The 14,732-nt window shown below is 68.0% G+C and carries 8 protein-coding genes; 4 read left to right on the forward strand and 4 right to left on the reverse strand.

Annotated elements, in window-relative coordinates; all coding sequences use genetic code 11:
• Positions 1-1,265: pyruvate formate lyase family protein (locus H0B54_RS26250; protein WP_281390122.1), on the reverse strand; the 1,265-nt coding region annotated here is incomplete at its 3' end.
• A 372-nt stretch (positions 1,266-1,637) separates the two neighbouring features.
• Here H0B54_RS26250 and H0B54_RS26255 point away from each other — a divergent pair.
• Positions 1,638-2,474, forward strand: coding sequence for a MurR/RpiR family transcriptional regulator (locus H0B54_RS26255; protein WP_188262775.1), 837 nt, complete (start codon positions 1,638-1,640; stop codon positions 2,472-2,474).
• A gap of 128 nt (positions 2,475-2,602) precedes the next feature.
• On the opposite strand, the gene H0B54_RS26260 is transcribed toward H0B54_RS26255, so the two are convergent.
• Both H0B54_RS26260 and H0B54_RS26265 read right to left on the reverse strand, forming a co-directional pair.
• Positions 2,603-5,755, reverse strand: coding sequence for an efflux RND transporter permease subunit (locus H0B54_RS26260; RefSeq protein ID WP_188262776.1), 3,153 nt, complete (start codon positions 5,753-5,755; stop codon positions 2,603-2,605).
• Between the two features lie 16 nt (positions 5,756-5,771).
• Positions 5,772-6,956 (reverse strand): efflux RND transporter periplasmic adaptor subunit, encoded by a 1,185-nt coding sequence (locus H0B54_RS26265; protein ID WP_188262777.1) that lies wholly within the window; start codon positions 6,954-6,956, stop codon positions 5,772-5,774.
• A 207-nt stretch (positions 6,957-7,163) separates the two neighbouring features.
• On the opposite strand from H0B54_RS26265, the gene H0B54_RS26270 reads away from it, so the two are divergent.
• The 3 genes from H0B54_RS26270 to H0B54_RS26280 all read left to right on the forward strand — a co-directional run bounded on the left by H0B54_RS26270 (position 7,164) and on the right by H0B54_RS26280 (position 11,619).
• Entirely contained in the window at positions 7,164-7,874 is a 711-nt protein-coding gene (locus tag H0B54_RS26270; RefSeq protein WP_188262778.1) for a TetR/AcrR family transcriptional regulator, read from the forward strand.
• A 171-nt stretch (positions 7,875-8,045) separates the two neighbouring features.
• Complete coding sequence (locus H0B54_RS26275) at positions 8,046-8,711, forward strand: TetR/AcrR family transcriptional regulator (protein WP_188262779.1); 666 nt, start codon at positions 8,046-8,048, stop codon at positions 8,709-8,711.
• Between the two features lie 130 nt (positions 8,712-8,841).
• Positions 8,842-11,619, forward strand: a complete 2,778-nt coding sequence (locus H0B54_RS26280) for an ATP-binding protein (RefSeq protein WP_188262809.1) — start codon at positions 8,842-8,844, stop codon at positions 11,617-11,619.
• 268 nt (positions 11,620-11,887) lie between these two features.
• Here H0B54_RS26280 and H0B54_RS26285 read toward each other — a convergent pair whose 3' ends face one another.
• On the reverse strand, positions 11,888-14,413 hold the full coding sequence (locus H0B54_RS26285) for an HWE histidine kinase domain-containing protein (RefSeq protein WP_246472832.1): 2,526 nt from the start codon (positions 14,411-14,413) through the stop codon (positions 11,888-11,890).
• Positions 14,414-14,732 lie beyond the last annotated feature (319 nt).

A 14,732-nucleotide genomic window follows, 5' to 3' on the forward strand; every position in this document is an offset into this window, starting at 1 on the left:
ATGCCGTAGTCGTCGCCCCAGTAGGGCCGCATCAGGTCGTCGTTCTCGTACTGCACCGAGCAGGTCTTGATCGACGTCTCCGCACAGAACGTCTTGAAGCCCTCCGGCAGGCTCTCCGACCACAGAACCGTCAGGTTCGGCTCCGGCGCCGGTCCGAGGTTGTTCAGGGTCTGGAGCATGCGGAAGCTGTTCTTGGTCACCAGCGTGCGGCCGTCGAGCGCCATGCCGCCGATGCACTCGGTCACCCAGGTCGGGTCGCCCGAGAAGAGCTGGTCGTACTCCGGCGTGCGCAGGAAGCGGACGATCCGCAGCTTGGTCACGAACTGGTCGATCAGCTCCTGCGCCTCCTCCTCGGTCAGCAAACCGTCGCGCAGGTCGCGTTCGACGTAGACGTCGAGGAAGCTGGAGACTCGGCCGAGCGACATGGCCGCCCCGTTGGCCTCCTTCACCGCCGCCAGATAAGCCAGATAGGTCCACTGCACCGCCTCGCGGGCGTCGGCCGCCGGGCGCGACACGTCGAAACCGTAGGACTTGGCCATGGCGGCCAGTTCCTTCAGCGCCTTGATCTGCTCGGTGATCTCCTCGCGCAGGCGCAGCGTGTGCTCGTCGATGCGGTCCAGCTCAAGGCTCTTGTACTGGACCTTCTTGTCCTCGATCAGGAAGGTCGCGCCGTAAAGCGCCAGCCGGCGGTAGTCGCCGATGATGCGGCCGCGCCCATAGGCGTCCGGCAGGCCGGTGATGACGCCCGACTTGCGGCAGCGCAGCATCTCCTCGGTGTAGACGTCGAAGACGCCGTCGTTGTGCGACTTGCGCAGACCGGGGAAGACCTCCTCCAGCTTGGGCGAGGGGGTGAAGCCGTAGGCCTCCAACCCGTTCTTGACCATGCGCCAGCCGCCGAAGGGCATGATCGCGCGCTTCAACGGCTTGTCCGTCTGCAGGCCGACGACGAGTTCAAGCTCCCGGTCGATGTAGCCCGGTGCGTGGGCGGTGATCGAGCCGAAGACCTCCGTGTCGGCGTCGAGCACGCCGCCCTTGGCCGCGCGCTCCTCCTTCAGCAGGGCGGTGACCTTGTTCCACAAAGCCTTGGTCCGCCCGGTCGGGCCGGTCAGGAAACGCGAGTCTCCGGCGTAGGGATGGACGTTGCGGACGATGAAGTCGCGGACGTTGACCTCTTGCTGCCAGACGCCCGGAACGAAGCGGCGCCAGGGGCGCTCGGCTTGCTGTTCCGGGGTCTCGACGAGTCCGTCTCTCAGCAGGGTGTCCATGATGTCTCCTCACGAAAAGGCGTCTGAGCGGCACGCGCCGCGTCGCTGATCGACCCTGGAGGCCCCCCAGTGGAGGGGTCGGAAGACCGCCGGAGCCCGATCAGGGCGGGAGCGGCGGTATGGCAACGGGCTGTGAAGCCGGCAGGGCCAAAAGTCATTCTGTAGTTTTGCTACATAAACCGGAACCACGGCGCGCGCAAGACAAAAGCGGTTGATTTTCCACGTTCTTTGATGAACTTACTGTGACGGAACGCCGCATCCGCACTGATCCCGGTATGTGGGACAGCGCAGCCGATAGCTCCCTTCTATCGGGTCATGTAGTTTTACTATCCGTGCTACAGTGGCGGACGGACGGAACGGGGGAACAGGCCGATGCTGGCGAGGATCATGGCGGTGCGCGACGGGCTCCGTCCTTCGGAACGGAAGCTGGCGGACTGCGTGCTGGCCCAGCCGGGCGAGGTCATCACCCTGTCGATGGCCGACATGGCCGGGCGCGCCGGGGTCAGCGAGCCGACCATCGCCCGCTTCTGCTCCGCGCTGGGCTGCAGCGGCTTCCGCGAGTTCAAGATCAAGCTGGCGCAGGACATCGCCGCCGGCATGCCCTTCATCGACCAGGAGGTCAGCCCGGACGACCGCGCCGCGGGCATCGCGGGCAAGGTGTTCGACCGCACCCTGGCGACGCTCATGCAGGTGCGCAACAACCTGTCGGCGGAGGCGGTGGACCGCGCCGCCGACCTGCTGGCCGGGGCGCGGCGGATCGAGTTCTACGGCTCCGGCAACTCCGGCACGGTGGCGCAGGACATCCAGCGCCGCTTCTTCCGGCTGGGCATCCCCACAGTGGCCTACAGCGACGCCCACGTCTATTTCGTGTCGGCCCTGTCGCTCGCCCCCGGCGACGCAGTGGTCGCCGTGTCCAGCTCGGGCGGCACCCGCGACATGCTGGAGGCCGTGCAGAACGCGCTGTCGTCCGGGGCCGCGGTCGTCGCCATCACCCGCTCCGGCTCGCCGCTGGCGCAGCTCGCCACGGTCAGCCTGCTCGCCGACGTCGCGGAAGACTTCGACATCCACTCGCCCATGACGTCGCGCATCAGCCATCTGGTCCTCGGCGACATACTGTCGATTGCCGTGGCGCTGCGCAAAGGCGACGCCCTGCGGGAGCGGCTGGAGCGCCACAAGCAGGCGCTCAGCCGTCATCCCCGTGAGCAATAAATACTAGTATATTAGTTTAAGAGCAAGGCGCTCCGCCCGTCCTGTGCCGTTCTGCCGCAGATCCCAAAGCAAAAAGCCCGGCCCCGTTTCCGGGACCGGGCCTTCCGCTTCCAGCCGCAGCCGAACCGTCAGTCTCCGGCGTGCATCGGCTCGGCACCCTGCAGGGGGTGGGCACCGGCGCGTTTGCTGCCGAACAGACGGTAGACCGCGACGAAGAAGACCGGGACGAAGAGGATCGCCAGCACGGTGGCGGAGATCATGCCGCCCATCACGCCGACGCCGATGGCGTTCTGGCTTTCCGAACCGGCGCCGCTGCTGGTCGCCAGCGGCAGCACGCCCAGCACGAAGGCCAGCGAGGTCATGATGATCGGGCGCAGGCGCTGACGGCACGCCTCGATGGCGGCGTCCTTCAGCTCCATGCCCTCGTCGTACAGCGCCTTGGCGAACTCCACGATCAGGATGGCGTTCTTCGCCGACAGGCCGATGGTCGTCAGCAGGCCCACCTGGAAGTAGACGTCGCTGGGCAGGCCGCGCAGCGTGGCGGCGAGCACGGCGCCAATGACGCCCAGCGGCACCACCAGGATCACCGACACCGGCACCGACCAGCTCTCGTAGAGCGCGGCCAGGCAGAGGAAGACGATCAGCATGGACAGGGCGTAGAGCGCCGGGGCCTGCGACCCGCTCAACCGCTCCTCGTAGGACAGGCCGGTCCATTCATAACCGACGCCCGGCGGCAGCTTGGCCATCATCGCCTCCATCTCCTGCATCGCCTCGCCGGAGCTGACGCCCGGCGCCGCGGAGCCCTGGATGTTGAGCGACGACATGCCGTTGTACCGCTCCAGCTTCGGCGAACCGTAGGTCCATTGCGCCGTGGTGAAGGCGGAGAAGGGGACCATCTGGCCGGTGGCGTTGCGCACGTACCAGCGGTCGACGTCGCTCGGCTGCATGCGGTAGGGGGCGTCCGCCTGGAGGTAGACGCGCTTCACGCGCCCCCGGTCGATGAAGTCGTTGACGTAGGAGGAGCCCCAGGCCGCCGTCAGGGTCGTGTTGACGTCGGTCAGCGACAGGCCGAGCGCGCTGGCCTTCTCGCGGTCCACCGTCAGCTTGAACTGCGGCGTGTCCTCCAGACCGTTCGGGCGGACGCCGACCAGTTTGGGGTTCTGCGCCGCCAGACCCAGCAGTTGGTTGCGCGCCTGCATCAGCCGGTCGTGCCCGACGCCGCCGCGGTCGACCAGCTGGAGGTCGAAGCCGGTGGCGTTGCCGAGCCCCGGAACCGACGGCGGCATGAAGGCGAAGACCACCGCGTCCTTGGCCTTCGACAGGGCGCCCATGGCGCGGCCGGCGATGGCCGTCGGCTTGCGGTCGGCGGACTCGCGCTCGCTCCAGTCGCGCAGCCGGACGAAGGCCATGCCGGCGTTCTGGCCGCGGCCCGCGAAGTTGAAGCCGGCGATGGTGAACAGGCCCTCGACGCTGTCCTTCTCCTTCTCCAGGAAATAGGTCTCGACTTGCTTGGTGGTCTCCATCGTGCGCTCGATGCTAGCGTTCGGCGGGGCCGACCACAGCACGAACATCGTCCCGCGGTCCTCCTGCGGCAGGAAGGACGAGGGCATCTGGAGGAACAGGTAGGCCAGGCCGCCGACGATCAGCGCGTAGGCGATGCCGTAGCGCCCGAGCCGCGACACCGCCCCGCGCACGCCGCGCAGATAGACCCGGCTGCTGGCGTCAAAGCCGCGGTTGAACAGCCCGAAGAACCCGCGCTTGGCGTGGCCGTGGCCCTTCGCCACCGGCTTCAGGATGGTGGCGCAGAGCGCCGGGGTCAGCACCAGGGCGACCAGCACCGACAGCGCCATCGCCGACACGATGGTCAGCGAGAACTGACGGTAGATGGCCCCCGCGGAGCCGCCGAAGAAGGCCATCGGGACGAACACGGCGGACAGCACCAGCGCGATGCCGATCAGCGCGCCAGTGATCTGGCCCATCGACTTACGGGTCGCCTCGCGCGGGGGCAGCCCGTCCTCGCTCATCACGCGCTCGACGTTCTCCACCACCACGATGGCGTCGTCGACCAGCAGGCCGATGGCCAGCACCATGCCGAACATGGTCAGCGTGTTGATCGAGAAGCCGAACAGCGACAGCACGCCGAAGGTGCCCAAAAGCACCACGGGGACCGCGATGGTCGGGATCAGCGTCGCCCGGAAATTCTGCAGGAACAGGTACATCACGACGAAGACGAGGATGATCGCCTCGATCAGCGTCTTGACGACCTCATGGATCGACAGCTCGACGAAGGGCGTCGTGTCGTAGGGGTAGATGACCTCCAGCCCTTCCGGGAAGAAGGCCGACAGCTCCGCGATGCGCGCCTTCACCGCCGCGGCGGTGTCCAGCGCGTTGGCCCCGGTCGCCAGCTTGACGCCCAGGCCCGCCGCCGGCTTGCCGTTGTAGCGGGCGGTGATCTCGTAGGTTTCCTGCCCGATCTCGATCCGCGCGACGTCGCGCAGCCGCACCTGCCCGCCGTCGGGATTGACGCGCAGCAGGATGGCTCCGAACTCCTCCGGCGTCTGCATGCGCGACTGCGCCATGATGGTGGCGTTGATGCGCTGGCCGGGCACCGCCGGGGCGCCGCCGAGCTGGCCCGCCGAGACCTGCGCGTTCTCCGCCTTGATGGCGTTGGTGACGTCGATGGTGGTGAGCTGGTGGCTGTTCAGCGCGTCGGGGTCCAGCCAGATCCGCATGGCGTGCTGCGGGCCGAACACGGTGATGTCGCCCACGCCCTCGACGCGGCTGATCGTGTCCTGGAGGTTGGAGGCCACATAGTCGGCGATGTCGCCCTGGCTCAGCCGCCCGTCGCTGGACACGAAGCCGGCGACCATCAGAAAGTCGTTGCCGGCCTTCGACACCTGGAGGCCGCGCTGCTGCACCTCCTGCGGCAGGAGCGGCACGGCGAGCTGGAGCTTGTTCTGCACCTGGACCTGGGCGATGTCCGGGTTGGCCTCCGGCTCGAAGGTCAGGGTGATGGTGACGTTGCCCGACGAATCGCTGTTCGAGGACATGTAGCGGAAGTGGTCGAGCCCGGTCATCTTCTGTTCGATGACCTGGGTGACCGTGTCCTCCAGCGTCTTCGCGGACGCGCCGGGGTAGCTGGCGGTGATGGACACCGTCGGCGGAGCGATCTTCGGATATTGCTCGACGGGCAGGCCCAGAATCGCCAGACCGCCCGCCAGCATGATGACGATGGCGATGACCCAGGCGAAGACGGGCCGGTCGATGAAGTATTTCGACATGGATGGGTCCTCGGTCTCAGCGCGCCTGCGGTCCGGGCAGGGCCGCCACGGCGCTCTGCGCCGCCACCGGCTTCACCTCGCCCCCCGGCTTCACCTTCTGAAGCCCCTCGACCACGATGCGCTCGCCCGCCTTCAGACCGTCGGAGACCAGCCAGGCGTTGTTGATCGCCCGCTCGGTCTTGATGGTGCGCGGGTTGACCTTGTTGTCGTCGCCGACGACCCAGACGCGGGCCGAGCCGTCCGGACCGCGCTGGACCGCCTCCTGCGGCACGGCGAGCGCGTTCTCGGCCACGCCCTGCTCGACGCGGGCGCGCACGAACAGGCCGGGCAGCAGCTCCTGGTTCGGGTTCGGGAACACCGCGCGGAGCTGGACCGAGCTGGTGCCCGGATCGACCGACACGTCGGAGAACTGAAGCTCGCCGCGCTGGGGATAGGGGGTCTCCGCCGCGTGCAGGAACAGCGAGACGGGAATCTTGCCGGGCTCGGCCGGGCGGATGCGCCCGCTCTCCATGTCCTGGCGGAGCTGCATGAGCTGCGAGGCGGTCTGGGTCACGTCCACATAGATCGGGTCGAGCTGCTGGACGGTGGCGAGCGCCGTCGCCTGGTTGGCGGTGACCAGCGCGCCTTCCGTCACGGCGGACTTGCCGATGCGGCCGGAGATGGGGGCGAAGACCTTGGTGTAGTCCAGGTTGATGCGCGCCAGATTGTAGGCGGCCTTGGCGGCGGCGAGCTGCGCTTCGTTCTGCTTCAGCGAGGCCATGGCGTCGTCGTAGTCCTGCTTGCTGACGACGCTGTTCTTGACGAGGTCGTTGTAGCGGGCCGCCTTGTTACGCGCGGCCTGCAGGTTGGCCTCCGCCTTCTGGATGTCGGCCTGGGCGACGGCGAGGTTGGCCTCGTAGGTGGCCGGGTCGATCTGGTAGAGCTGGTCGCCCGCCTTGACGTCGCTCCCCTCCGTGAAGAAGCGCTTCAGCACGATGCCGCTGACCTGCGGGCGGATCTCCGCCACGCGGAAGGCCGCGGTGCGGCCCGGCAGCTCGGTGGTGACGGACAGGCTCTGCGGCTGGATGGTCGCCACCGCGACCTCCGCCGGACCGGGCGCCGGCTGGCCTCCGGCGGCGTGCTTCTTGTCCTGGCAGGCACCCAGCACCACGGTCAGGGAGGCCGCCACGGCAAGAGACAGAAATGCGTTCCTGTTGAACATCCGTTCCTCGTGAAAACGCCGTGATGCGGCGATGAAATGTCCTAATGAGCCTGGGGATGTCCCACGTCCCGCCCGGCTTTCGGGACCGGCGGAAAAGGCCGGTGCGCGCGGACGGTGCGAAATGACCCCTTTATTCGTACTGTCTCATACAGTACACTGTACTGGACGATACATTCAGAACGACCGTTCGCGCAAGGGGGAACCGCAATGCCCGACAAGGGGGCATCCACACCGTTCCAGGGCGGAATCGCCGGGAGCGGCATCGCCGCACTCGGCACAGGCGGCTTTGACACGCCCGGCTGCGGCCCGCGCGGCCAGGCGCGCTGCCGGGCGCTGCTCGACGCCGCGGCGACGCTGTTCGTGGAGAAGGGATTCGCGCTGACCTCGCTGTCCGACATCCTTCGGCAGGCCGGCGGGTCGCGCACCACGCTCTACGAGCATTTCGGCGACAAGGAGGGGCTGTTCCGCGCGGTGATGGAGCGCCACTGCGACCGCGTGCTGGAAGAGATGTCGGCCATGCGCGCCGCCGGCCCGGCGGCGATGGCCGAGGAGCTGGAGGAAAATCTCTACCGCGTCGGGCTGCACGTCGCCGGCACGCTGACCATGCCGGAAACCACCGCCATCCTGCGCATCCTGGTGTCGGAGGGGGGGCGCATCCCCGACATCGCCCGGGCCTTCTTCCAGGTCGGCCCGGAGAAGACCATCGGCTGGCTGGCCGGCTGCTTCCGCGATCTGGCGGAGGCCGGACGCCTGCGCATCGACGATCCGGAAGGGGCCGCCCACGCTTTCATAGGCATGGTGGTCGGCGACCTGCTGACCAAGCGGCTGATCCTTCCGGACGAGCCCGTCTCGATGGAGGAGTTGGAGCGTTACGTCCGTCAGTCCGTGCGGTTGTTCCTTGCGGGGACGCGGCCCTGACCACGATGGAGAGCGGCGTATTGCCGTCTTGCCAGCGGGGGCGGCAAGGGTCATAGCTCCCGCGACGATGCGCGCGCTTGCTGCGGCGCTGCCCCCACCCCGGCCCTCCCCCGCCCAGCGGGGGAGGGCCGGGGTGGGGGCAAGGGCTGCCAGCGCCTAAGGAAAAAACCGATGGACCGGGGAAACGCCAGGGAATTGATCGACAAAGACTCACCGACGGTCGGCCCGCGCGGTCGGGCGCGCCGGGTGGCCCTGCTCGACGCCGCGGCGGCGCTGTTCGTCGAAAAGGGATTCGAGAAGACCACGCTGACCGACATCATCGGCCGGGCCGGCGGCTCCCGCGCCACCCTCTATGAGCATTTCGGCGACAAGGAGGGGCTGTTCCGCGCGATGATGGAGGAGAACAGCGCCCGCATCCAGGAAGGACTGGCCGCCATCCAGGCCGACGAGCGGGCCGCGCCGGAGGATGGGCTGACCCGCTTCGCCCTTCACCTCGTCGCGGCGCTGTTCGACGACCGCACGATGGCCATCGTGCGCGTGCTGGTGTCGGAGGGGGGGCGCATCCCCGACATCGCCGAAGCCTTTTTCCGCATCGGTCCGGAAACCGCCCACCGGCGGCTGGCCGACTATCTGGCGCGCCAGACCGCCGCCGGCGCCCTGACCGTCGCGGAGCCGGAGGCCGCCGCCCGCGGCTTCATCGGCATGATCACCGGCAACATCCTGCTGCGCCGCCTGATCCTGCCGGAACAATCCCTCTCCATGGAGGAAGTGGAGCGTTACGTCGGACGGGCCGTCGCTCTCTTTCTGTCGGGCGCCCGCCCGACACCGGGGCGTTGAGAGCCCACCAGGGCGAAGGAAAGCGTTAGGACCGAAGGACAGGCACCGCAACATACTTCGGTATGTTAGGGTTCACACGATCGTTGCATCCATTCCAACGGCCCGTGGGCCGGGACGGTCGATCGTGTCCATGGTCCGCTGGCTTCTGCTGCTCGTCTTCACCCTGGCCCCGCTGATCGGGTACGAGGTCTATTCCCACGCCCGGCTGCGGGTGGAGCGGGAGGCCGAGATCGGACAGGAGGCGCTGCGCCTGCTCGACCTGATCCAGACCGAGCAGCAGCGGATCATCGGCGACATCGAACACATCCTCGTCACGCTGGCGGAGGCGGATATCGCCGGCCCAACCTGCCAGGAGACGATGGAACGGCTGAGGCTGCGCCTGCCGAGCTACCTGACGCTGGGCTTTGCGAACCGGTCCGGCACCGTCCTGTGCGCCACCGACCGGCAAAGTCTGGGGACCGGCGTCGGCGACCGGTCCGAGGTCCGGCAAGCCCTGTCCACCGGCCTGTTCTCGGTGGGGGAGTATGTCGTCGCGGAGGGGTTGGGCCGCCATGTCCTGCCCTTCGCCCTGCCCTACACGCGCAGCGGCCCGGCAGCGGGTGACACCGACCCGGCAATCGTCACCGCCCAGCTCGACCTCGACTGGCTGCGGCAGTATCAGGCCCGCAAGCCCCTTCCGCCGAACGCGACGATCCTGCTGGCCGACCGCGCCGGCACCATCATTGTGCGCGTACCGGAAATGCCGGAGCTGATCGGCCAGACGCTCCCCGAACGGTTCGGCCTGCTTCTGAATGGCCGCGAAACGGCAACCGCGTTGACCAAGGGAATGGACGGGGTGCTGCGCATCGCCGCCTATTCCCCGCCCAGTGCGAACGGCAGCGGAATCGCCATCGCCGTCGGCATCGACCGTGCCGCCGTGCTGCGCGCCGTCGACCTTGCCGCACTGCGCTCCTGGATCCCCTTCTCCGCCATCCTCCTGCTCTCCCTGATCGCGACCGCCTGGGGCATCGGGCGCCTGACCCGGCTTCGGGAAACCGAGCGGTCCCTGCTCAAGGCCGTGCTGGAGCATCTCCCTTCCGGCGTCGTGGTGGCCGAGGCGCCGTCCGGCCGCGTCCTCCTGCACAACAGCGCGGCGGAACGGTTGATCGGCCGGGCATTGGGCGGGATCGCCCGCATCGAGGACTACCCCCGCCCCTTCACGCGCATCCCGGACGGCCCGCCTGACGAATCGCCGGATGACCCGCCGGAACTCCCGCTGGTCCGCGCCCTGCGCGACGGCACGGTGGTGAAACAGGAGGAACTCCGCCGCGACACCCCCGCCGGTCCCGTCACCTGTCTGGCCGATGCCGAGCCGGTGCGCGACCCCGACGGCTGCATCACCCTGGCCGTCGTCACCCTGACCGACATTTCCGAGCGCAAGGCCGGTGAGGAGGCCCTGCGGCGGAGCGAAACCCGCTTCCGCGAACTGGTCGAGAACACCCCGGTGATGATGTGGGTCAACCGCCCCGACGGCGCGCGGGAATTCTACAACGCCGCATGGCGGGCCTACACCGGGCGGGGGATGGAACAGGACGAACGCTGGTCGCACATCCACCCCGCCGACCAACCCATGATGCGCAGCGTCCGCGAGCGCGCCATCGCCGCGGGTGAGTCCTACGGCTTCGACCTGCGGATGCGGCGTCATGACGGGGCCTACCGCTGGCACGTCTGCCGGATCAACCCGATGCGCCAGAACGGTCAGGTCATCGCCTGGGTCGGCACCGCGGTGGACGTGCATGACAGCCGCATGGCCCGCGAGGCGGCGGAGCAGGCCGACCGCTCCAAGAGCCGCTTCCTGGCCGCCGCCAGCCATGATCTGCGCCAGCCCATGCAGTCCATGTTCTTCTTCGCCGAGGCGCTGCACAGCCACGTCCATTCCCCGCGCGGGCGCGACGCCCTGGCGATGCTGGAGCGCGGGATGGAGACGCTGAAGGGCCTGCTGGACAGCCTTCTGGACGTCTCGCAGCTGGACGCCGGGGTGATCGAACCGCGAATCGAGGACATCCCCGTCAAGCCGCTGCTCGACGACATCGGGTCCGCCTACGCCCCGGTCGCCGCCGCCAAGGGCCTGGATCTCCAGGTGGTGAACCACCACGACCTGACCGTGCGCAGCGACCGCAACCTGCTGGGGCGCATGGTCCGCAATCTTGTGGAGAACGCCATCCGCTACACCGAGCGCGGGGTGATCCGCCTGGAATGCCACCCTCTGGACGGCCACGCCGGCATCCAGGTGCGCGACACCGGAATCGGCATCTCCGGCGAGCAGATGTCCTGGATCTTCGAGGAGTTCTATCAGGTCGGCAACCCCGAGCGGGACCGCAACCAGGGGCTTGGCCTCGGCCTCGCCATCGTGCAGAAGCTGTCGGCGCTGCTCGGCCACCCGGTGGAGGTGCGCTCCGAACTCGGCAAGGGGTCAGTGTTCCGCATCTCCGTGCCCCTCGGCGACGCCGCCGAAAGCCCGGCCCCAACTCCTCCGTCCCGAGAGCCGGAGCGCGGGCGGCTGGCCGTCCTGATCGACGACGACGCCATCGTCCTGATGGGGCTGCGCTCGATCTTCCAGGATTGGGGCTACGACACCATCGTCGCCTCCTCCACCGAGGAGGCGCTGGACCGGCTTCGAGCGGCGGAGCGGCGGCCCGACGTGATGGTCGCCGACTACCGCCTGCGGGAACACAAGGTGGGCACAGAAGCCATCCTGAAGATCCGCGAACTGGCCGGGGAAGCGATTCCCGCCGTCCTGCTGACCGGCGATTCCGGCCCCGACGTGATGCAGGAAGCCGAGCGGCACGGGATCGGCGTGATGTTCAAGCCGGTCACCGCCCGCCTGCTCCAGGAGGCCCTGACCCGCCAGACCGGCACCGCCGCGTGAGTTCTCGTCCCGGTTCAAGGTGGGCGCGGCAAAGGGGGAGGGTGTTGCCTGTTTGGAGGCAACAAATTCCACACGGATTTCGCGGATTTAGGCACGGATGACACGGATTTTTTATTCTTTGGCTTGCTCAGGAATCGCCATTCGAGACGCCAACACTGAGCAAGCATTAAAGAAAGTTCGGTTTATCCGTGCTTAAATCCGCGAAATCCGTGCAACCCCTGTTGCCCCCGAGTGTTGCCCCCGAGAATTCCGGACTTCGGCCAGCCGGTTACGTCCCCCGCACCGTTTGGAGCCCCCGCCGCACCTGCTCCGAATCGTAGGGCTTGCGCAGGACCAGCACGTCGCGGAACTCCTCCGGGAAGATCGCGGACTCGCCGTAGCCGGTGGCGAACAGGAAGGGGATGCCCAACTCGCGCAGCCGCTCTGCCACCGGGAAAGAGGTCTCGGTTCCCAAGTTGACGTCGAGAAGCGCCAAGTCCGGCGGATCGTCGGCGATGGCGACCAGCGCCTGGCGAACGCTCGCCACCGTCTCCACCCGGTCGGCGCCCAGCTTCAGCAGCATGTCCTCCGCGCTCATCGCGATGATCATGTTGTCTTCCAGAAGCAGCACCGTCCCGCCCAAGGGAATGTCCGCCGCCGCGCAGGGCGTCACCGCCGCTTCGATCACCGCCGCCGGGCGTTCCGGCGCCAAGCTGACATGGATGGCTGGTATGGTGAAGCGCGCCTTCAGCCCGGCCAGGGCGTAGGTCACCGTCGCCTCGCCCTTCAGCTCGTGCGGGACGGAACGCTCGATGATGGTCGTGCCGAAGCCTTGGCGCGACGGCGCCTGCACCGGCGGGCCGCCGCTTTCCTCCCAACAGAGTTCCAACGCGTCCCGGTCGTCCAGGCTCCAATGGACCTTCACCCGGCCGCCGCTGTCGGCGAAGGCGCCGTATTTGGCGGCGTTGGTCACCAGTTCGTGCATGATCAGCGCCATCACGGACAGGGCCGGCGGCGACAGCAGCACCTCCGGCCCCGACAGGACCACCCGCTCCGCCCGGTTGCCCAGATAGGCGTCGACCTCCGCCGCGATCAGCGGACGCAGGGGGGAAGGTTTCCAATTCTCCGCCGTCAACTGATCGTGCGCCCGCGCCAGCGCCTGGATTCGCCCGCCGACGATCTCCGCGAACTCCTCCACGCGTGTGACCCCGGCCCGGCTCTGGGACAGCAGGGCGCGGACGAGGCTGAGGATGTTGCGGACGCGGTGGTTCAGCTCGGCGATCAGCAGCTCCTGCCGCTCGCGGGCCGTCCGGCGCTCCTCCTCCGCCTGATCGGCCAGCCGCAGCACCACCTCCATCAGCGTGATCCGCAGGGAGTCGGCGATCCGCAGATCGGCCTCCGTCCAGGGTTCCGACTGGCCGAGGACCGTCTCCTTCCACGCCTCGAAGCTCTTGCGCGGGGTCAGGCGCTGCCCGTTGGGGCCGGATTCGACGGGTTTGTCCGGGTTGCCGGCCCAAGTGACGGTGCGGACCGATTCCTTGCGAAAGAAGATGATGTAGTCGCGCGGTTTGCGCGACACCGGGATCGCCAGCATGCCGGCGGCGCGCTCGGCGAAATCCAGCGCCGGCTGGTGGACCTGCCCGATCTCGCTGGTCGCAAAGACACGGCTGGCGTGCGTGCGGTTGAGCATGCGCACCAGACCGAGCAGCTCCTCCGGCGTCGGGCTGCTGCCGTCCACAAGGGTCTGGCCGCCCAGCACGATGGCGAAGCCGTCGCTGCGGATGTAGTGGCCGACCTCGCCGCGCAGCCGCTCCAGATTCTCCATGGAGGAGGCGCCCTCCGCCATCACCGCCATGATGCGGGTGTGGAGCAGGCGCGCCTTGGCCTCGTAGGCCTCCTCCCGGTCGCGCTCCACACCTTCCAGAAGGAGGGAAAACATCTGGCCGTACAGTTCCGCCGCCGTGCGCCGCTCCAGCGACAGGCGCCGGGGCACCATGTTGTGGCAGGCGAACAGGCCCCACAGCTTGCCGCGGCGCAGGATCGACACCGACAGCGAGGCGGCGACGCCCATGTTGCGCAGATATTCGCAATGGATGGGCGACACGCTGCGCAGGACGCTCATCGACAGATCGAGCGGTTCGCCTTCCGGTCCGGTCGGCGGCAGGATGGCCGCGGGCGGGGCGTCCACGTCGTTGATGCAGCGCAGCCAGCTCCGCTCGTACAGCGCGCGGGCCTGCTTGGGGATGTCCGACGCCGGGTAGCGCAGCCCCAGATAGGAGGGCATGCCGCGCACCGCGGATTCCGCGATCACCTCCCCCGCGCCGTCGCGATCGAAGCGGTAGATCATCACCCGGTCGAAACCGGTCAGCGACCGCAGTTGCCGCGCCGCCTCCCGGCAGCAGGCGTCGAAATCGGCGGCGCGCTGAAGCCGTCCGATCATCGCGCGGACCATGGAGCCGACGTCCAACTCGTTGTCCGGCTCGCTCGGCTCCGCCTCGACGATGATCGATTGGCCGGACAGATGGACCGCGATGTCCAGGGGCAGCGCGTTGGCCGACAGCTTCACCCGGAAGGCGCGCTCCACCGACCCGTTGATCAGGGAGAGCTGAAGCCGCCCACGGATGGCGTGCAGCGCCTCCTCCTCCATCACCTCGGTCAGGGGAAGCCCCAGCAGCGCGTCCGGCTCCACCCCCAGCCACGCCCCGACGTTGGACGAGGCGTGCTTGACGATCCAGTCCGTCGACAACGCAATCAGAAATCCGCTCGGTTGGATGGACCCGACGAGATGGATCGGCTCCCGGTCGCAATTGCTCAAGTCTACGCCACCGATCATTGCCGCACCGCGCCCGTCATTCGGTCACCATCGTCATTGTTCCGGCGTTCCTCAAATTTGTTCCGTACATCCGGACGGGCCGAAGATTTGCCGATCCTTTGGCTTATTCCACGCCAACACACCGAAGCGGTCTTAAAGCACATCGTGTCCCTAAAATAATCTGAATTCGAAGCGGGTCCAATGCCGCCCCTCTCGGCAAAAAGCCCTACGCCACCGGTCGTTCCACCGGGTGGACATCTGCGACATTTTGGCCGAAAGGACGTTCCGACCCACGGAACGGGCTTGCCTTTCCATCTGATAT

It is taken from the genome of Azospirillum tabaci (assembly GCF_014596085.1).
Taxonomy (GTDB): Bacteria; Pseudomonadota; Alphaproteobacteria; order Azospirillales; family Azospirillaceae; genus Azospirillum; species Azospirillum tabaci.

What these genes read in the sequence shown, in the direction of transcription:
- H0B54_RS26255 (WP_188262775.1), top strand. Translation starts at nt 1,638, where the DNA reads ATGCTGGCGAGGATCATGGCGGTGCGCGACGGGCTCCGTCCTTCGGAA.
- H0B54_RS26260 (WP_188262776.1), bottom strand. Translation starts at nt 5,755, where the DNA reads ATGTCGAAATACTTCATCGACCGGCCCGTCTTCGCCTGGGTCATCGCC.
- H0B54_RS26265 (WP_188262777.1), bottom strand. Translation starts at nt 6,956, where the DNA reads ATGTTCAACAGGAACGCATTTCTGTCTCTTGCCGTGGCGGCCTCCCTG.
- H0B54_RS26270 (WP_188262778.1), top strand. Translation starts at nt 7,164, where the DNA reads ATGCCCGACAAGGGGGCATCCACACCGTTCCAGGGCGGAATCGCCGGG.
- H0B54_RS26275 (WP_188262779.1), top strand. Translation starts at nt 8,046, where the DNA reads ATGGACCGGGGAAACGCCAGGGAATTGATCGACAAAGACTCACCGACG.
- H0B54_RS26280 (WP_188262809.1), top strand. Translation starts at nt 8,842, where the DNA reads ATGGTCCGCTGGCTTCTGCTGCTCGTCTTCACCCTGGCCCCGCTGATC.